Raw genomic sequence first — 18,943 nt, 5'->3', positions numbered from 1 at the left:
ACGGCCGGTGTCCGGCTTACTTGGCGTCCGGAACCTTGATCTCGCCCGAGATGATCTTCTGCTTGTACTCGTCGAGCTTGGCCTTGACGTCGTCGATCTTCCCACCGCTGGTGGAGTAGTCGATGCCACCGGCCTTGAGGTCGTAGACCTTCTTGCCCGCCTTGAACGTGTTGTCGTTGACCGACTTGACGAAGTCGTAGACGGCGACGTCGACCTGCTTGACCATCGAGGTGATGATCACGTCCTTGACGTCGGCGAGCGACGGCAGGTTGTACTGGTCGGAGTCGACACCGATGCCCAGCTTGCCCTTGGCCTTGGCGGCCTTGAACGCGCCGTTGCCGGAGCCGCCCGCGGCGGCGTAGACCACGTCGACGCCTGCGTCGAACATGCCGTTGGCGGCGGTCTCACCCTTGGCGGGGTCGTTGAACCCGGTGAAGTCCGGCGGCTGGGTCAGGTACTTGGCGTCGACCGTGGCGTCGGGCTTGACGGCCTTGACCCCGGCGGTGAAGCCGACCTCGAACTTCTGGATCAGCGGCACGTTGACGCCGCCGATGAAGCCGACCTTGCCGGTCGTGCTCTTCATGGCCGCGGCCGCGCCGACGAGGAACGAGCCCTCGTGCTCGGCGAAGACCAGGTTCGCCACGTTGGCGGCCTCGGGGGCGGCGCTGTCGATGATGGCGAACTTGACCTCGGGGAAGGTCGGCGCGACCTTGGCCACGGCGCCCTCGTAGGCGAAGCCGATCGCCAGGATGGTGTTGTAGCCACCCTCGGCGAGCTGGATCAGCCGGTCTTCCTTCTGGGCGTCGGTCTCGCCCGCGGCGGCTTCGAGTTCCTTGACCTCGACGCCGAGGTCGGCCTTGGCCTTGTCCAGGCCACGCGCCGCCGAGTCGTTGAACGACTGGTCGCCGCGACCGCCGATGTCATAGGCCAGTCCGACCTTGACGGTGGAGGCTGCTGGGGCGGTCCCACTGGTGGTACCACCGCCGGTGCCGGTTCCCGTGTCCGAGCCGCACGCGGCCAGGCCCAGGCCCAGCGCGAGCAGCCCCGCGGCGAGACGAATTCCTCGCATTCGGCGCAAGGCTTTCTCCTTCCCAGAAGGTCGCGCCCGGGATGGCCGGATCGCGATGACTATTCGGAGGACCGTACTCCGCGGTAAGGCGCTCGCGACCCAAGCGCGCTCGCCGTGACCCAATCGTTTGTCTTAACTGTGAACGATCACGCTGCGTGATAGGGGTCCCACACTGCGCGTGCCGAAACGTGCTCCCTCACCGCACCCGGGCGGCCCTTGTGCGTTCCGGCGGCCGTGTCTCGTCTGTCACAGAGTGCGTTCGCGGGTTGGGTGTGCTCCGCGATCCGGGTCTAGCATCCGATTAGTCAAGGCCCGTTCGGTGTGGACTTCCAGCGAACGGAGTCCCATCAGCGACGCTGGAGGCCGTCAACCGTGTCCGACTCGGCCAGTGCCACCGCAACGGTGGCTGCGCGCGGGTCCCGGCGCACCGGGACGCTCTACCGGGGAGACCCGGGGATGTGGTCCTGGGTCGCGCACCGGATCACCGGGGTGCTCACCTTCTTCTTCCTCTTCGCGCACGTGCTCGACACCGCCCTCGTGCGGGTGTCGCCCAACGCGTACGACGAGATCATCGAGACGTACAAGACCCCGATCGTCAACCTCATCGAGGTCGGCCTCGTGGGCGCGGTGCTCTACCACGCGCTCAACGGCATCCGGGTCATGCTCGTCGACTTCTGGGAGAAGGGCGCCCGCTACCAGAAGCAGATGCTGTGGACGATCCTCGGCGTCTGGGTGCTCGTGATGATCCCCGGCGCCTATTTCATGATGGTGCGCACGGTGACCGAGATGTTCGGGGGACAGTGACGTGACACAGTCCATGACGCCGTCATTGCAGAAGCCGCGCGCGCCGCGGCGCCCGGCCGCCCGTCGCAGCAACTTCGAGATGATCAGCTGGCTGTTCATGCGGATCTCCGGCATGGCGCTGGTGGTCCTCGTGCTCGGCCACCTGTTCATCATGAACATCCTCGACGACGGCGTGCACCGCATCAACTTCGCCTTCGTCGCAGGCCGCTGGTCGAGCCCGTTCTGGCAGTTCTGGGACCTGTCGATGCTGTGGCTCGCCGAGATCCACGGCGGCAACGGCCTGCGCACGATCATCAACGACTACGCGCGCAAGGACAGCACCCGCTTCTGGCTGAAGATGATGCTCTACGTGTCGATGGTGCTGATCCTGGCGCTGGGCTCGTACGTGATCTTCACCTTCGACCCGGACATCAGCGCCAACTAGAACTGGACTTCTCATGCAGTTCCACAAGTACGACGTCATCATCGTCGGCGCGGGCGGCGCGGGCATGCGTGCCGCGATCGAGGCCGGCCAGCGTTCGCGCACGGCGGTGCTCACCAAGCTGTACCCGACCAGGTCCCACACGGGCGCGGCCCAGGGCGGCATGTGCGCCGCGCTGGCCAACGTCGAAGAGGACAACTGGGAGTGGCACACCTTCGACACGATCAAGGGCGGCGACTACCTGGTCGACCAGGACGCCGCCGAGATCATGGCGAAAGAGGCCATCGACGCGGTCCTCGACCTGGAGAAGATGGGCCTGCCGTTCAACCGCACGCCCGAGGGCAAGATCGACCAGCGGCGCTTCGGCGGGCACACCCGCAACCACGGTGAGGCCGCGGTCCGCCGCGCCTGCTACGCCGCCGACCGCACGGGTCACATGATCCTGCAGACGCTGTACCAGAACTGCGTGAAGCACGGCATCGAGTTCTACAACGAGTTCTACGTGCTCGACATCTGTCTCACCGAGACGGAGAACGGCCCGGTCTGCACCGGTGCGATCGCCTACGAGCTCGCGACCGGCGAGATCCACGTCTTCTCCGCGAAGGCCGTTGTCTTCGCCACCGGCGGCTTCGGCAAGGTCTTCAAGACCACCTCGAACGCGCACACCCTGACCGGCGACGGCATGGGCATCGTGTACCGCAAGGGCCTGCCGCTGGAGGACATGGAGTTCTACCAGTTCCACCCGACCGGCCTCGCGGGTCTCGGCATCCTGCTGACCGAGGGCGCCCGAGGCGAGGGCGCGATCCTGCGCAACGCCTCCGGCGAGCGGTTCATGGAGCGCTACGCCCCCACCATCAAGGACCTCGCGCCGCGGGACATCGTCGCCCGGTCGATGGCCCTGGAGGTGCTCGAAGGCCGCGGCGCCGGTCCGAACAAGGACTACGTGCTGCTGGACTGCACGCACCTGGGCGCGGAGGTCCTGGAGACCAAGCTGCCCGACATCACCGAGTTCGCCCGCACGTACCTCGCGGTCGACCCGGTGACCGAGCCGGTCCCGGTGTACCCGACCGCGCACTACGCGATGGGCGGCATCCCGACCAACATCCACGGCGAAGTGCTGCGGGACAACGACAACGTCGTGCCTGGCCTGTACGCCGCGGGCGAGTGCGCGTGCGTCTCGGTGCACGGCGCGAACCGGCTGGGCACGAACTCGCTGCTCGACATCAACGTCTTCGGCCGTCGGGCGGGTCTGGCCGCGGCCGAGTACGCGAACAACCACGACCACGTCGAGCTGCCGGAGAACCCCGCGGCGGCCGTGCAGGCGCAGGTCGAGCTGGTGCTGTCGGACCACGGCAAGGAGCGGGTGGCCGACATCCGCACCGAGCTGCAGGCCACGATGGACGCCAACGCCTCGGTGTACCGCACCGAGGAGACCTTGAAGCAGGCCCTGCACGACGTGCAGGCGCTCAAGGACCGGTACGCGCACATCACCGTGCAGGACAAGGGCAAGCGGTTCAACACGGATCTGTTGGAGGCCGTGGAGCTGGGCTTCCTGCTGGAGCTGGCCGAGGTCCTGGTCGTCGGCGCGCTGGCCCGCAAGGAATCGCGCGGCGGCCACGCCCGCGAGGACTACCCGCACCGCGACGACACGAACTTCATGCGTCACAGCATGTTCTACAAGCAGGGCGAAGGCCTGAAGTCGGACATCCGAATCGACTACAAGCCCGTCACCTTCACCCGGTACAAGCCGATGGAGCGCAAGTACTGATGACCGCCTCAACTGTTGCTGAATCGGCAGGCGCCCGGGGCGACCAGCCGCCGGTGCCCGAGGGCGCCGTCACCATCACGGTGAAGATCCTGCGCTTCAACCCGGAGATCGATTCGGAGCCGCGCTGGGAGACCTTCGGCGTCCCCGCGCTGCCCACCGACCGGGTGCTGAACCTGCTGCACCACATCAAGTGGTACTTCGACGGGACCCTGACGTTCCGCCGGTCCTGCGCCCACGGCATCTGCGGCTCCGACGCCATGCAGATCAACGGCGTCAACCGGTTGGCGTGCAAGGTGCTGGTCAAGGACCTGATGGCGGCCAAGGGGAAGCAGACCACCATCACGGTGGCGCCGATCAAGGGCCTGCCGGTCCACAAGGACCTGCTCGTCGACATGGAACCGTTCATGGAGGCGTTCAAGGCGGTCAAGCCGTTCCTGATCACCTACGGGAACGAGCCGACCCGGGAGCGCATCCAGTCTGCGGCCGACCGCGAGCGTTTCGACGACACGACGAAGTGCATCCTGTGTGCTTGCTGCACGACGTCGTGTCCGGTGTTCTGGAACGAGGGCTCGTACTTCGGGCCTGCGGCGATCGTGAACGCGCACCGGTTCATCTTCGACTCCCGTGACGAGGGTGCCCAGGAGCGGTTGGACATCCTGAACGACGCGGAAGGTGTGTGGCGTTGCCGCACGACCTTCAACTGCACGGACGCGTGCCCGCGTGGCATCCAGGTCACCAAGGCCATCCAGGAAGTCAAGCGCGCACTGCTTTTCCGCCGCTAGGAACGCTGAACGCAAAACGAGGGGCCGCCGATTCTCGGCGGCCCCTCGTTGCGTCTTAGAGCTGCCGCGGCTCCCGGCGGGTCTGTTGGCAGCACGGTGTCACCCCGCCCTGAGGTTCAGGACAGGACGCGATATGTCACGTGTGTGACCGAGCTCGCTGCCCGCGAAGCCACCTGCTCTAGATTCAGGGGCGGGACACCGTCGAACAGCCGGGTGCCCGCGCCGAGCGTGAACGGCACGATGTGCAGCCGTAGCTCGTCGATCAGGCCGGCGGCGAGGTACTGGTTGATGGTGCTCGCGCCGCCATGGATCGAGACATCGCCGTCCCCGGCCGCCTCGCGCGCCTGGGCCAGTGCCGACTCGATTCCGTCGGTGACGAAGTAGTACGTGGTGCCGCCGTCCATCGGCTGCGGGTCGCGCGGGTGGTTCGTGAGCACGAAGACCGGGGCGTGGAACGGCGGATTGTCACCCCACCAGCCCTTCCACTGCCGATCCCACTCGCCACGCACCGGGCCGAACATGTTCCGCCCCATGATGACCGCCTTGGCGGAGTTGATCTTGTCGACCTCGGCCCGGCTCTCCTCGGGGTCGTCGAACATCCAGGCGTGCAGCCTGTCACCCCAACCGTCGCCGCCGTCGTCGCCGAACGGGCGCTCCTCGGTCTGGTTGAGCCCAGCCGAGTAACCGTCGGCCGAGATGGTCTGGTCGCAGGTGACCCTGCCCATGTATGTCTCCTCAGATGTGACGAGCCGCCGCTACACCTCAGGATGAGCCATTGGATTCATGGCGTCTAATGCCGATCTTGTAGCAGACTCATTGATAATCTTGATCTATGTTCAACCTGGTGCACCTCAAGGTCCTGGCCGCGGTGGCGCGACACGGGTCGGTGACCAAGGCGGCGAGGGAGCTGCGCTACTCCCAGCCATCGGTGAGCCACCACCTGTCTCGCCTGGAAGCGGCCGTCGGCGTCAAGCTCGTTCAGCGCGTTGGTCGTGGGATCCGACTGACCCCGGAAGGGCAACTGCTGGCCAACCGGGCCACCGAGATCGTGGGACGAGTCGACGCGGCCACTCGCGAGCTCGCGGCACAGATCGGTCTGCAGTCCGGGCGGATCCGCCTGGCCGCCAACGCGTCCGCGCTGAGCACGATCGTGCCCAAGGCAGCCACCATGCTGGTCGAAGCGCATCCCGGAATCGAGCTGAGCGTGTTCGACCGTCACCCAGACGGAGCGCTACAGATGCTGCGTCACAGCGAGATCGACGTCGCACTCATCTTCCGATACGCCGACTCCCCCGTCGAGGAAGACGGATTCCGCCTCGTGCACATCCGCGACGACCCGATCTACCTCGTCAGCCGGCAACCCGACGACACCATCGCGAACCATCGCGACTCCCCCTGGATCGGCGGCTGCGAACGATGCCAAAGCGAGCTGACCGCCATGTGCCGACGAGAAGGCTTCACCCCACGCATCGCATCCGTCAGCGACGACATGGTCGTCGTGCAAGCCCTCGTCGCCGCCGGCACAGGCGTCAGCACTCTGCCAGGACTCGCCCTCCAAGCCCACCGCCGACCCGACATCCACACCACCAGGCTCAACAGCTCCCCCCGCCAGCTCTACGCCGTCACCTACGGCGAGCCACCAGACCCGCCCGCCTCCACCGCGCTGATCCAAGCCATCCACGACTCCGCCCAATATGAAGCGACGTCCACGGCGTCAGGGACAACACGGCCATCAACCTGCCTGCCAAGATCGGGATCGGGATCGGGATCGGGATCGGGATGATGCGGGCCATGGGCCCGAGGTTCTTCGCCTCTACCAGCGTGTCCTCGACCGTCTCGTGAAACCGACGTGACCAAACGGCGGCCCGGCGACCGTAGAGGGTGCGGTGGAAATCGATCTCAATGTCGAATGCACCCCCTCAGCTGCGATCGACACCATCCAGCGGCAGTTCTCGCACGCTTCCGCCCATGCTTTCCGAACTCTTCCGACGGGATCTCCCCGGCGTCGAATTCGGGCTGAGCCGAAATCTCCTCGATCGGCTGGAAGGCGATCTCGGCGAGGCCGATGATCGCCGTCTCGTAGTGTTCGTCGGCCCACTCGCTTCGACCGTCACGGTAGTACTGGATCTTCCGGACCCTGACGTTCCGCCGGTCCTGCGCCCACGGCATCTGCGGCTCCGACGCCATGCAGGTCAATGGCGTACCGGCTGGCGTACAAGGTGTTCTGGAACGAGGGCTCGTACTTCGGGCCTGCGGCGATCGTGAACGCGCACCGGTTCATCTTCGACTCGCGTGATGAGGGTGCCCAGGAGCGTCTGGACATCCTGAACGACGCGGAAGGCGTGTGGCGTTGCCGCACGACCTTCAACTGCACGGACGCGTGTCCGCGTGGCATCCAGGTCACCAAGGCCATCCAGGAAGTCAAGCGCGCACTGCTTTTCCGCCGCTGATTACAGGTTGAGCCCACAACGGGTGTCGTCCACCATGGACGGCACCCGTTGTCGTTTCGACCAAGGAGCGTCATGCGCACTCGCTTCGAATTCGACGTCCACACAAAGGCGACGCCCTCGCAGGTCATCGAGTTGTTCACGGACTTCTCGGCGGAGCGGCCCAACCGCTGGCCTGCGCTCTCGGCAAAGCAGTACCGGGTCTATTCGGTCGGCGAGACCGAGGCTGACGTGTGGGAGGGGCAGGACATGGCCAAGGGCTTACGCCCGCGGCACTACAACTGAGTTGACACCGGACAGGTCGTCACGACCGTGACCGAAAGCGCCTACCTGGCCGTGAGCCCCCGATCTCTTCGCCGTGATCACGGATCACGAGGGCCCCAGGCGTATCAGTACGTCATTTCAGCCCAGCGTGTCGCCGGAGATCTCTCCAGCATTCTCAGGCTTCGTGGCGAAGCTAGTTATGGACCATTGCCGAAGCCCCGCCAGCCGAGACGTAATAGGTGTAGTCCCCGTCGATGGTCAGGTCGACACACCGGCTGCACCGAGTTGAACCGGTACACCTCGGACATCACAGGTGAACGGCCGCTCACGGCGCCTTGCGAATTCAACTAACGGTCAGATTCTGGCAGGCCAAGCCCTTCGCGATGAGCCCTCGCAAGCGCACTCTCTTCGATGCCTATTTTCCCTTCATTTGCGACGCTAAGGAGGGCAACTCTCACTGGACCGTAATTCACATGGGGCGGCACATCAATTGCCCACAAGAGTCCAGTCGAATCAATCTCCCAGGAGCAATCAAACCTGCGAAGTATGACATCGACCGTTTCTCCAACATCATCATCCTTTATGATGATACGGACCGTTGAATGTCCAGACTCCGATACGAACTCCTCGAACACAAGCTCTCTTCGCTCGCGATCGGCCCTGACCCTTACAACGTCCCCAAAGGAGATCCCCCTTACGTAAAATGGGGTGTTCCGAACTTGCACCTCCATCTTCACGAGTGTCTTCCCGGTCCAGAGCCGCTCCGTAGAGGAGTTCGCCCAATTTGACGTCACTTCAGGGAGGTCGAAGGCTACCTTGTACAACCTCTCAGGCTTACTCTCCAGAATTGATTCGCCATCACTAGGTTCCGAGGAATTCTCGAAGCTCATCGTCCCAATCCTCCAGCGACTTAGTGGACTTGTCCCTGTTGCAGCGACGGCAGGCCACAGCACCGTTATGTTCGCCGCCATGCCCACCGCCCACCTTTGGCTCTATATGATCAATCTGGGCATCATTCGGTTGACCGGGGACACCACCCCTAGAGGGGCGACGTGCCACATTCTGCCCACAGTAATCACATGCCAGGACACCGCCATTCTTCGCTTCGTTAGCGTTGTAAACCTTCTGCCGCTCGGCATCGGTGAAATCCAAACCGGCTCGGTCGCAATTGTGAACCAGCACCGGCGTGGTCTCTGCCAGCACATAGTACGTGTGGACGCCGTTGATGGTGAGGTCGTACACCGGGCGTACGTGGGTGTACCGGCGAACGTCGACGACTACGGGGTGGCCACCGTCAGAGGAGACAAGCGTATCGCCGCGACGCAATGACCCAATGTCGACAAACCGGCCCTCGCCATCCACCCACACCGGGTGCCAAGAAGTCGCATTGATCGTGCCTGTGTCACCGTCATAATCGGTGACGGTCAGCTCGGTCATGTCATCCTCGTCGGCGTGGACGATCGTGGCGACCACCGCACGTGCCCCCGACTCACCCGTCTCGGGATCCGTCGCCAATACCTGGTCGCCGATATCGACGTCCTCGATCGGTTTAGATGTGCCGTCCGCCATTAGCACCCGAGTGCCTGCAACGAAGCTGTGCAACGCACACGACGTCACCGCGCTGGCTTCTTCGCGGATGGCGTCTACTCGGTTGATCAGGGATCTGGCGCGTTCCTGCGTTCGGTCGAAGGCCCGCAACGCCTTCAGCGCGTTCCAGCCCGCGTCGATGATCTTGCCGAGTTTGCTGACCGGGACCAGGCTGAACACGAGACCGGCGCAGGCCATGATGTCGCCGTTGCTGAAGCAGCTGACGATGTCGTTCCAGCCTGAGACGTCCTTGATGACCTCCCAGACGACCTCAAGGACCACGTCGATCTTGGTCTTGCGGGAATCCAGGAGAGCTTGTTGGTAATCGGCATCGCTGATGTTGGCCTGGCGCATTTTGTCCACGGCGGCCTTGCGCTCGGCGGCCTTGCGCTTGTGCAGCGCGTATCGCTTGGCCCACTTGTTGCGCTGCTTGTTGCTCAGGTATTTCGCCGCACTGGCGATGTCGAGCGGCTTCGCAGTGTGGCTGTCGTACAGGACATTGTCGGCCCCGTACTTGTCCGACGCGCAGCCGCACTCGCTGTACAGGCCGGTGGGGTCGCTGAAGGTGACCGGGCTGTTGTTGCTGTAGGCGTACCCGTTGAGCTGTTGCGGGTCGTTGAAGTCCATGATCGGGTCGGCGGCGAGGAACCGTCCCGCTGCTGTGTCGTAGAGGCGGGCCCCGACTTGGGTGAGGCCGGTCTCGTCCTTGTTCCCGCCGACGAACCCGTGCCGGTCCGGCCATGAGACTGGCGCGACGCCGCGTTCGCCGCCGAAGGGCAGGTGGCGGCGCTTGGTCAGGCTCAGGGTCGCCTCGGTCAGGGTCACGATGTTGGTGCCCTGGTGGTCAGGGATGACCCAGCTCAGCCCGCTGACACTGTTGCGGATGGCCACAGCCTGACCGCCGAACCCGTAAAAGCGGGTCCAGGTCGGCGTCGTCGTCCCGGTGGCCAGGCGGATCTCCTGGCCGAGGATGTACAGCGTGGTCGCCGACGGCTCCTTGGCGATGAGCCGGTTGCCGTCGGCGTCGTAGATGTAGGTCGACTTCTTCCCGTCGGCATGGGTCACCTGCGAAACCCGGCCCTCGGCGTCGTAGTCGAGGTCCTGGGTGTCACCGCCCACCTTTCGGAGGTCTGCGGCCCCCACGGGGGTGTAGGTGAACTCGTCCCGCGAGTTCCCGTTGGGGCCGGAAGTGTCGACCGACTGGACGGCGTGCGGCTGAGCCGCGGTAGCGGGCAGGTAGTTGTACTTCTTGACGACGTTGCCCGCGGTGTTGTGCGCCGTCTCCTCGGTCCGGTTGCCTGTGCTGTCGTAGGCGTAGCTGTGCCAGTACGGTGCGACGCCCCCCAGGGCCGTGGCGGACTTCGTCGTGGCGCAGTCCGAAGTGGACGGTGTCCACGCCTCGGTCAGCCTGCGCAGGTGGTCGTAGGTGAAGCACTGGACATCTTGCCCACCGTCAGCCGGGGTGTCGGCGACCTTGGTGATGTTGCCCGCGGCGTCGTAGGTGTAGTTGCGGTCGGACACCCGTTGTCCGGTGGTGGTCTCCCGGTCCACGAAGCTGCGGGTGAGCCTGCGCGTGGCCGTGTCGAAGACATTGGTGACGCCGACGGTGCGCGGGCTGAACTCCTGGTTGTACTCGGTCTGCAGCAGTTCGCCGAAGCTTGAGTAGCTCGACTTCGTGACGTACACCGAGGACCCCACCAGGGTGCTCGGCAGGCCGTCGGCGTTGTACGAGGTGGTGATGCCCTCCAACGGCACGATCGCTGTCCCGGCAGCGTTCGCAGCGTCGAGATAGGTGACCTTGGACGGCTTGCCGTTGTAGGTGTAGCTGTAGTTGACCTGGTAACCCGCGGCGAGCACACCCTCGGACGAGGGGATCGTCACCCGTTGCCCGGTCGGCCGCGCGCTCTCGTCGTAGCCCGTCACCCGGGTCGTGTACGAGGTGGCGCCCACCCACCGGCGCGACAAGGTCAGCAGACCCCGGCCAGTCGGCGCGCCGGTCGTGCTATGGGTGAGGGTGTCGTAGACCCACTCCGCCAGCTTCGTGCCGGAGGTGATGGAGTCGGCGAACCGGCCGGTCATCCGGCCGAGCTTGTCGTACTGGTAGGCGAGGGTCTTGCCGTGGGCATCGGTCGAGGTGAGCGTCCGACCTGAGACGTCATAGGTGAACGAACTCGCGCCCGTGTCCGGGTCGCTAGCACTGGTCTTGCGGCCACGCAGGTCGTAGCCGTTGCTCCACTGCTGGCCCGCCGAGTTCGTCACCTTGGCGAGCAGGCCCGCGGGCGTGTACTCGTAGTTGGTGACGTCGCCGGTGGAGCCGATTCCCGCCGTGTACTGGATCTTCTGGGTGGTGCGACCCTTGACATCGTTGACGACGGTGGTCGCGGTGCCGCCCTGCGCGGGCGTCGTGTGAACGCGGTCGCCGCCGTAGGCCACGGTGGTACGCCACTTCTCCGCGTCGTACGACTTGAGGATCGTCGCGGTGGCGCGTTCCAGGTGGTCGAACTCCGTGATCGTCTGGCTGGGGATCGCGGAGTCCTCGTTGTCGAGGCCGCCGTAGAACTTCGCCTCCGGCGCCCCCGAGTTCCAGTAGACGCCGTTCTGTTTGGCGGGCAGCCCGCGCGAGTCGTAGACGGTGTCGGAGACCTGCCTGCCGCCACCGGGGGCGTGGGCCTGGCTCTGCCGCTCGCGGTAGAGCCCGTCGTAGAGGGTGTACGCGGTCCGGTATGTGTTGTCGTCCTGGATCTGCTTGCTCGCCACCGCGACGGGCCCGTTGGGCACGTAGGTGTACTCATGGACGACGTCCGGGTTGGTGCTGCCCTTGTTGTGCCCGGGCTTCCAGACCTTGACGAGCCTGCCGAGCGCGTCGTACTCCAGGTCAGTGCGGCGGTTGTTCGGGTCGACGGAGGCGACCGACAGGTTCCGCGCGGGCTCGAGGTAGGAGGTGGTCACGAAGCCGAGCGGGTTGGTCTCCTTGACCTCCGTGACCGGGCCGGTAGCGGGCGTGTAGGAGAGAGTGGTCTTTTCCCCTGAGGTGTCGTATACGTCGACCGGGCGGCCGAGTGCGTCGTAGGTCGAGGTGGACGCCGTGACGAACTGCTTGCCGGTCGCGTCCCACTTGTCCAGCGCCTCGGCTTTGGTGACGTCGCCCTTGGTCGGAGCGGCGCCGAGCCCCTGGTTGTCGTAGTTGGACCGCACCTCGGAGAGGATGTTGGTCGAGCTCGCCGCCTCGTCACAGGTCGCGCTGATGGTCTGCACGTTCTGCGCGAAGGTCAGGATCCACGCGGCGGTGTTGCGCGCGAAGACCGTCCGGGTGCAGCTCTCGTCGGCGAGGACGTCGACGTCGCCCTTGTCCTCGACCGCCTCGACCATGCCGTAGGCGTCGTAGGTTTTGGTGACGGCGGTCTTGCGCCACCTGTTGCCTTCCAACAGCGTGCGACCGCGGATCCCGGCGATCCCAGAATAGGTGGCCTGCTTGCCATCGGCACCGGTCAAGGTCGGCGCGGACACCCACGGGTCGTTGACCGACGCCGACACCAGCGTGTCGCCGTTGTACTGGCGGGTCTCGCGGACGAAGCCCTGCAGCCGTTCCTGGTCCGGGATCGGCTCGCCCTGGCTCGTGCTGACGTTCACCGTGCGGGTGCCCGATGGCAGCTTGTCGCCGTGCATGCCGAGCATGTAGACGGCCTCGGACCTGGTCTGTGGGCCCGTGGCCTCACCGCGCAGGGTGCGGACCGTGCGGTAGCCGCGCCACTGCGACCAGGTTCGGCGCGCTGGGTCGCCGAAATCGTTCTCGTCGTAGTGCCAGTTGGCGTCGAAATAGTCGTAATGCGTCTTGACCAGGGCCGACCAGCCGGTGACGTCGTCCTCGGTGACGTCGGTGACGACGTATTTGTGGAACCAGTCCTGGATCGGTGTCGTGCCGCCCGGCGGCACCCACCAGATCGGGTAGCAACGCAGGGTGTTGGTCTCCGGTGAAACGGGCATGCGGACCCCGGGCACGCACTCCGCGTCGGCATACCTGATGGAGGTGGTGCCGCCCGCCTCGTTGGTCACGCGGTTGATGCGCGCGCGGGTGAATGGCAGCAATCCGTCGTGGCTGGTGTCGACGCGGTTGTCCAAGATGTCGTGGCCGAAGACCATCGGCGGCATCGCAACCGAACCGCCGACCAGGCCGGTGCGCTGGACCGACATGAGGTTGAGCGATTTCGGGCTGTCGTCGCCGGTGGCGAGGAAGTCGTGGTTGAGCGCCCACGAGTCGACATCGCGGAAGCCACCGCTGCCGTTGCCCACCCGGGCGAGCACCTGGGTCAGCTTCTTGCGGGTGAAGAAGCTCGGCGACGTGCGGCCGGTGCAGGGCGATGCGGCGCAGATCTGGTCAGCCGGGACGTCCGGCCAGTGCTGACTGGTGCTCGTGTTGAGCTGCTCGGGCGCGCAGGTGATCGCGCCACCGGGGTAGCACCGCTCGGCGACCTTGAACTCGACGCGGCCGGACGCGGCGCCGTAGACGGCGTCGGAGCGCAGCCCGTAGTCGACGTGGTCGAGGTAGCCGCCGCGAACGTATGAGGTGGCCTTCGCCGGGTCGTTGTTGCGGCCGTAGAGGTTGGTTTCCTGCGCGTAGTAGTAGGCCGTCGCGTTGCCGTGCGGGTCGACGACGTAGTCGAGGTTCCAGCGGTATGCCTGCTGGCACCAGGAGGCGTCGTAGTTGCCCGCGACGTTGCACGGCTCGTTGGTGTTGTTGCCGTAAACCGGCGTGGTCCAGGTCGACTTCGTCTCGGGCTTGCCCGCGGTCCAGCCCGGGAGGCGGTTGAGACCCAGGAAGTACTGGGTTCCGTTGGTGCTGGTGACCTTCCAGTGCTCGAAGTTGTTGTCACCGTTGCCGTTGTCGACGCCGACGATCCGCTCGACCTTGGCGCCGTCGTCGTTCTTGACTCGCCACACGTTGGCGTTGGCCGGGTCCTGGATCAGCTTGCCCGAGACGCCCGCGAGGCTGATCGTCGCGTTGTCGGTGGCCCAGCACTGGTCACCGGTCTTGGTCGTGCCGTTGTTGCCGTTGAGATCGTCCGCGCAGCCCTTGTACTGGCGCTCGATGAAGCCGCCGGGCGAGAGGTCCCACCCGTCGCCCACCCAGGACGACTGATTGTTGGTGGCCGCGGTGCGGCCGTCGAGGCTCTGCGCGGAGTAACCCAGCGACACCGACGGCACGGAGCCACCTGGAGCGGGCGGGACGCCCATGGGGTAGGCGAAGTTGAAGTCGCCCGACGAGCCACCCGCCGTCCACGAGCCCGCGGGCGCGAGGGAGGTCGCGCCGAAGCTGCCGGTGCTGCCCGCAGGTGCTGCCATGACCGCCAGCACCGCTGACTGGCTGCTCGGCGCCGCCCGGCCCGCGCTCGTCGCGACGAACGCGACCTCAGCGGACACGGTGCCCGCTTTGCCGTCGTTGACTGTGCTGTCGAGCCACTCCACCGTGCGGCACTCAGACCGCTCCGGGGTGGTCAGGGCACAGGACGGCATCTTGGCCACGCGGAGCCGCGCTGCGTAGTCGCCGCCGTACGCCTGGGCGAACGACCGGTAGTCGAGCCCGACGCGCACGGGCCCACCCGCCGCGCCACCCGCGTCGCTGACCTCCAGGACGACACCGTTGACGCCCAGCGCCTCGGCGGAAGCCCGGTCCCGCACAGTCACGTCGACCGCGCGGCGAGCCCCGGAGGGGCCCCGGTCGCCGACGAGGTTGGCCGACACGGCGCGTGGGGTCTTCCCCGGGGTGGTGAGGTCGACCCGTGTCGTCCCCGCAGCGGGCCATTCGACCTGCGGCACGGACTTGAGAACCGCGTGCGCTGCCGCGTCCGGCGCCTGTGGTCGCGCGGTCAGCGGTCGGAGCGGGACCGACTTCTCCTTCTGCGGCTCGGGGAGCCGGAAGCCCGGCTCCCCCGCCGCCGCGGGCAACGCGACCACGAACGACGCGGCCAGGACGGTGGACAAGGTGAGGACGGTCATCCCCAGCCAAGCTTTGACCCGGCCGGTGCCGGTTCGCGCGTAGGCGCTACTCACTGCTCTCTCCCCAGTCAAAGAATGCTTGTGCAGTGCGATCGACGGTGTCAGGGCTTCACAGCGCTCAGGTACCCCCCGCCGCTGAAGGCGGTCTTGATCTCCTCGCTCCTGCGCACGCCCGTAGCCACCTGCACATCGTCAACGTCGCCGAACCACGGCTCGGCGAACGTGCCGTTCTGGCCCCAGCCGGGCCAGTGGCCGCCGTAGCCGATCGCCAGGCCGCCCGTCGAGACGCGGGCAGTGACGTTGTCGCCCGTCGTGGTCGACCCGCTGAAGTTGTTCTGCATTCCGTCGTTGACCCACAACCGCATCCGCTTGGCGACGTGGTCATAGGTGCCGGTCAAGTGGACCCACTTGTTCGCCTGCGCAAGGGTGTCCGAGCAGGCGAGGGCGGGCCCGGCGCTCTGGCTGACCATGAAGCACCAGCCGCCCACATAGGTGCCGTTCGTGAGCCGGACCGCGTTCGGCCGGTAATCCAGCCAGAAGGCGGAGTGGGTGGCGTCCTTGATGCCCACCGCGGCTCGGTACTCCGGCACGCCGGTCGGGTTGTCCGGGTCGAAACCGCCATGGCGCACCCATGCGGAAACCGTGAACGACTGATCGGTGCGCAGCTCCGGCGGGCGTGGCGCGTCGATCTTGCCGGTGGTGGATCCCTTGGTGAACCGGGCGAACTTCTCGTAGCTCATCGCGGGCTCGTCCTCGTACGGCGGGGCCTCGATCAGCTGAGCGTCCGGCACCACCGTGCCCTGAAGCCCATTGTCCGCGTCGGTGGTGGTCGAGGCGCCGACCTCATCAAGCTTGTAGCGGGCGCGGCGAACGGACTTGGTGGCCTCCAAGGCCACTTCCTCGGCACTGATCGGGCGCTGCCACGCCTTCGCCTGGTCGATCGATCCCTTCAGCCAGCCCGCGTGCGCGGCGTTCCACATCCCCCGGCCCAGTACCAAGCCGCCGGTCTGCGCCCTCCAGAGCACCGCGCCAGTGGCCTTGGTCGGTTGCTCGACGCCGTCGACGTAGAGAGTCATGACGTCGGTGACGTCGTTGTAGGTCCCAGCGAGGTGCGTCCACACGCCCGGCGTGGGCGCTGCGGCGGAGAGGGCCTGGTGGTATCCGGTCGGGTTGGCCTGGTCGGTGTTCGCGGCCGAGAACGCCCACTTGTTGAGCTGCTTCTGGTATTCGAGCACGAACGCGCCGACCTGGTTGCCGTTCTGGCTCATCACAGCGCTGCCCGTGGTCAGGTCACTCAGCTTCACCCAGGTCGACACCGAGAATGACTTGGACGTGTCAAGCACCAAGGGGGTCTGGGCGTAGGTCGACGTGCCGTTGCCGATCAGGCCCTGCTTGTCGTAGCCCGCACCCAGCGTCGCCCCGCCCACCAGCGTGGCAGCGGGGTCATCCGCGCCGTCGAAGGCCCAGGAGCCGATCGCGGGGTTGTCGGCCGCGGTGAAGTCGAACACGACCTTGTCAAGCGAGTGGTTGTTCGCGCGGTCGACCGCCTGGGCGTAGATGACGTTCTGCAGGCCGGTGGGCGTGACTGTCAGCGTCACCGAACCGTCGCTGGAGGACACGGCTGCCGTGTTGCCCAGGTTGTCGTTGTTGAGCGACCACTTGTACTGGGTGACGTCCAAGGTGCCGCCCGGCCCGGTCAGTGCGCCCGGCTTGATGGTGATCGTCATGGGTTGGCCGACGACCCGCTCCTCGGAGATGGCAGTGATCAACGGCGTGCTCGGCCTCGTCAGGTCCACTTGGAAGGAACAGGTGGGGGCCCAGGCATCCAACTCGCCGTCGGTGACCATCATTTCCCAGCTGAACTGGCCTTCCCCGTCGATGGGGCTGTTGATGGTGCCATCGGGGTTGACGGAGCCGATCGTGACCGAAGACCGCGAGCCTGTCCCGACGTTGTGCTGGGTCGTGTTGTTGAGGTTCCAGTGGTGATTCGGCGGCACACCCTTGAACACCCGGTAGTTCGCGGTCAGCATGCCGCCGTCCGGGTCGGAGACGACACCGCTGAGCTTCGGTTGCCGGGTGTTGATCCACGGGCCGCCTGCGCCGCCCACACACGCGTAGCCGGTGCCCGGAACGGTGCCTTCCATCAGCATCGACGAGGGCGGGTTCGGCCTGGTGTTGTACTTGATGACCAGCTTCGGGTTCAGGTCGAACTTGCGCCACGAGTTGTTGAGGTCACTCTCGTTGGCGGCGCGCAGGCCGAACGTGATCTTGGTGTCGTTCTGCGCCGCCGCCTGCTCGAACAGTCCCTTGAGCTCGAAGTCCACACCGCCCGCGGGCTGATCGGCACAGTTGTTGTGCTTGATGTTGGTCTCGCCCACCTTGCCCAACCACAACGGGCCATTGTTGCCCCACGTGGTGCCCGTGCCGATGCTGTGGGTACTCCACAGCTCGGTGGCCGACGGCGAGCACGAGTACGTGTGGATGACGTCCATGTGCAGGTAGGCGCTGGCGATCTTCTTGCCCGCCAGGTCGCCGATCTTGAAGTCGAAGAAGCTGCGTGAGATGCCGTTCGTCGAAGCGCCGAGCGAGCTGGCGTTGAGGTACCCGACTCGCAGATCACCGAAGCCGGCGCTGTTGTAATTCGTCGCGTTCGGCCACGGCGACTGGACGACGGCGTAGTTCTCGCGTTTGGCGCAAACGGTGCAGTCGCTGTACGTCGGATCCAGCTTGACCGGGTACACCGTTGCGGGATCGGCCAGGAAGGTCTGGTCGGGCAGGATCGCGATCGTCGAATCGGTGACCTCCACGCCCATGACGGCCTGCCGCTGCTCGGCGCTGGAGTCCCACATCCGCGACGCGTCACCGGTGAATACTTCGGCGCCCGATGCGTCCTGCACCTGCAGCCGGGTCGGAGCCGAGGCCGAGCGCGACCCAGGGGCGTCCACCGGCAGCACCTTGACCTTGGTGTTCTTGGTGCGCGAGCCGAAAGTAACCTTGGCCAGCTCCGGATTGCGCGCCGCTTCCCGGGACTTGACCACTAGGACCTCGGTGAATCCCATGTCGGTCGCCTCGACCTGGAGATCGACACCCGGCAGCACATCGGGGTAGGTGGCGACCGAGCCCGCGAGCGTGGGCGTCGGCAAATCGCCGCGCCAGTCGAGGCCGACCTCGGCCTGCCCCTTGGCCAACGTGGCGATGGACTTCGACCCGCCGCCGGAGAACCGCGTCTCCACCAGCGGCGTCTTCGGGGCGATCGAGCCGTCCGGCCTTCGCTCCAGAATCAGGTCGAGCGGTGTCCAGGAGCCACCTTTGCGCACCCGCACGGGCCTCAGGTTCCGCGTGAGCGTCCGCGATCCGTCCGGGTTGGCCACGACCTGCGACGTCTCCGTCGTCAGCGACGTGATCTCCACCGGCTTGCGCCCGGCCGCCGCGTAGCGCGCGGCCGTCGCGGCGTCAGCCGCGTGATCGGGGATGTTCGCTCCAGGTGCTGCCTGCGCGGACACGGACACAGTCAGGACAGAAGCAACCAACGCTGATGCGACGAGCGCGCGTGCGTACCTACGCCACGGCGTCATGCGAATCCCCCAGAGAGTCACAAACGTGGACAACCTGGGGAACTATCCGTGAACCCAGTGGATTACGGAATGCGGCCATTCAGCCCAATCACGGAACGTCACCAGAATCCGGCGAACGCCCGGGTTCACCGCGAAAATCATTACCCAGAGCAACCAAACCCGGCGTTACAGCGATACTAACCACACGAATGATCGGCAATACCGTGTTGCACGTTGAAAATTTACGAACGAT

At 65.9% G+C, this 18,943-nt stretch carries 12 protein-coding genes and 1 pseudogene; 7 read left to right on the top strand and 6 right to left on the bottom strand.

The window, feature by feature from the left end; translation table 11 throughout:
- Positions 1 to 16 precede the first annotated feature (16 nt).
- Positions 17 to 1,069, bottom strand: coding sequence for a BMP family lipoprotein (locus ACUZ2Y_RS23910; RefSeq protein WP_476332040.1), 1,053 nt, complete (start codon positions 1,067 to 1,069; stop codon positions 17 to 19).
- A gap of 372 nt (positions 1,070 to 1,441) precedes the next feature.
- On the opposite strand from ACUZ2Y_RS23910, the gene sdhC reads away from it, so the two are divergent.
- The 4 genes from sdhC to ACUZ2Y_RS23890 are packed head-to-tail and all read left to right on the top strand — an operon-like array spanning position 1,442 to position 4,844.
- A complete protein-coding gene (gene sdhC / locus ACUZ2Y_RS23905; protein ID WP_476322571.1) occupies positions 1,442 to 1,873 on the top strand; it encodes a succinate dehydrogenase, cytochrome b556 subunit in 432 nt (143 codons plus the stop codon).
- A 13-nt stretch (positions 1,874 to 1,886) separates the two neighbouring features.
- Entirely contained in the window at positions 1,887 to 2,297 is a 411-nt protein-coding gene (locus tag ACUZ2Y_RS23900; RefSeq protein WP_476332039.1) for a succinate dehydrogenase hydrophobic membrane anchor subunit, read from the top strand.
- Between the two features lie 13 nt (positions 2,298 to 2,310).
- Complete coding sequence (gene sdhA, locus ACUZ2Y_RS23895; protein ID WP_476322569.1) at positions 2,311 to 4,062, top strand: succinate dehydrogenase flavoprotein subunit; 1,752 nt, start codon at positions 2,311 to 2,313, stop codon at positions 4,060 to 4,062.
- Complete coding sequence (locus ACUZ2Y_RS23890) at positions 4,062 to 4,844, top strand: succinate dehydrogenase iron-sulfur subunit (RefSeq protein WP_476322566.1); 783 nt, start codon at positions 4,062 to 4,064, stop codon at positions 4,842 to 4,844. The genes sdhA and ACUZ2Y_RS23890 overlap by 1 nt, the downstream gene beginning before the upstream one ends.
- Positions 4,845 to 4,960: 116 nt before the next feature.
- Here the strand turns inward: ACUZ2Y_RS23890 and ACUZ2Y_RS23885 are convergent, their stop codons facing one another.
- Positions 4,961 to 5,569: a dihydrofolate reductase family protein gene (locus ACUZ2Y_RS23885; protein WP_476322563.1), complete on the bottom strand. Its 609-nt coding sequence runs from the start codon at positions 5,567 to 5,569 to the stop codon at positions 4,961 to 4,963.
- A 107-nt stretch (positions 5,570 to 5,676) separates the two neighbouring features.
- Between ACUZ2Y_RS23885 and ACUZ2Y_RS23880 the strand changes: the two genes are divergently transcribed.
- Positions 5,677 to 6,627 (top strand): LysR family transcriptional regulator, encoded by a 951-nt coding sequence (locus ACUZ2Y_RS23880; protein ID WP_476322560.1) that lies wholly within the window; start codon positions 5,677 to 5,679, stop codon positions 6,625 to 6,627.
- Positions 6,628 to 6,743: 116 nt separating this feature from the next.
- On the opposite strand, the gene ACUZ2Y_RS23875 is transcribed toward ACUZ2Y_RS23880, so the two are convergent.
- Entirely contained in the window at positions 6,744 to 7,013 is a 270-nt protein-coding gene (locus tag ACUZ2Y_RS23875; protein WP_476332037.1) for a DUF6881 domain-containing protein, read from the bottom strand.
- Here ACUZ2Y_RS23875 and ACUZ2Y_RS23870 point away from each other — a divergent pair.
- Positions 6,979 to 7,294 (top strand): annotated as a pseudogene (locus ACUZ2Y_RS23870) (2Fe-2S iron-sulfur cluster-binding protein); the annotation flags it as partial. The gene ACUZ2Y_RS23875 and the pseudogene ACUZ2Y_RS23870 overlap by 35 nt on opposite strands.
- Before the next feature lie 72 nt (positions 7,295 to 7,366).
- Complete coding sequence (locus ACUZ2Y_RS23865) at positions 7,367 to 7,576, top strand: hypothetical protein (protein WP_476322558.1); 210 nt, start codon at positions 7,367 to 7,369, stop codon at positions 7,574 to 7,576.
- Between the two features lie 326 nt (positions 7,577 to 7,902).
- Here the strand turns inward: ACUZ2Y_RS23865 and ACUZ2Y_RS23860 are convergent, their stop codons facing one another.
- From ACUZ2Y_RS23860 to ACUZ2Y_RS23850, 3 genes are read right to left on the bottom strand one after another with little or no spacing between them, the layout of a single operon-like run.
- A complete protein-coding gene (locus ACUZ2Y_RS23860) occupies positions 7,903 to 8,445 on the bottom strand; it encodes a DUF4265 domain-containing protein (protein WP_476322555.1) in 543 nt (180 codons plus the stop codon).
- Complete coding sequence (locus ACUZ2Y_RS23855) at positions 8,417 to 15,190, bottom strand: polymorphic toxin-type HINT domain-containing protein (RefSeq protein ID WP_476322553.1); 6,774 nt, start codon at positions 15,188 to 15,190, stop codon at positions 8,417 to 8,419. Before ACUZ2Y_RS23855 ends, ACUZ2Y_RS23860 begins: the two co-directional genes overlap by 29 nt.
- A 47-nt stretch (positions 15,191 to 15,237) precedes the next feature.
- Positions 15,238 to 18,645, bottom strand: coding sequence for a LamG domain-containing protein (locus ACUZ2Y_RS23850; protein WP_476322550.1), 3,408 nt, complete (start codon positions 18,643 to 18,645; stop codon positions 15,238 to 15,240).
- Positions 18,646 to 18,943: the final 298 nt, after the last annotated feature.

It is taken from the genome of Actinokineospora sp. UV203, from assembly GCF_056323665.1.
This window is presented reverse-complemented; position numbering and strand designations above follow the sequence as displayed.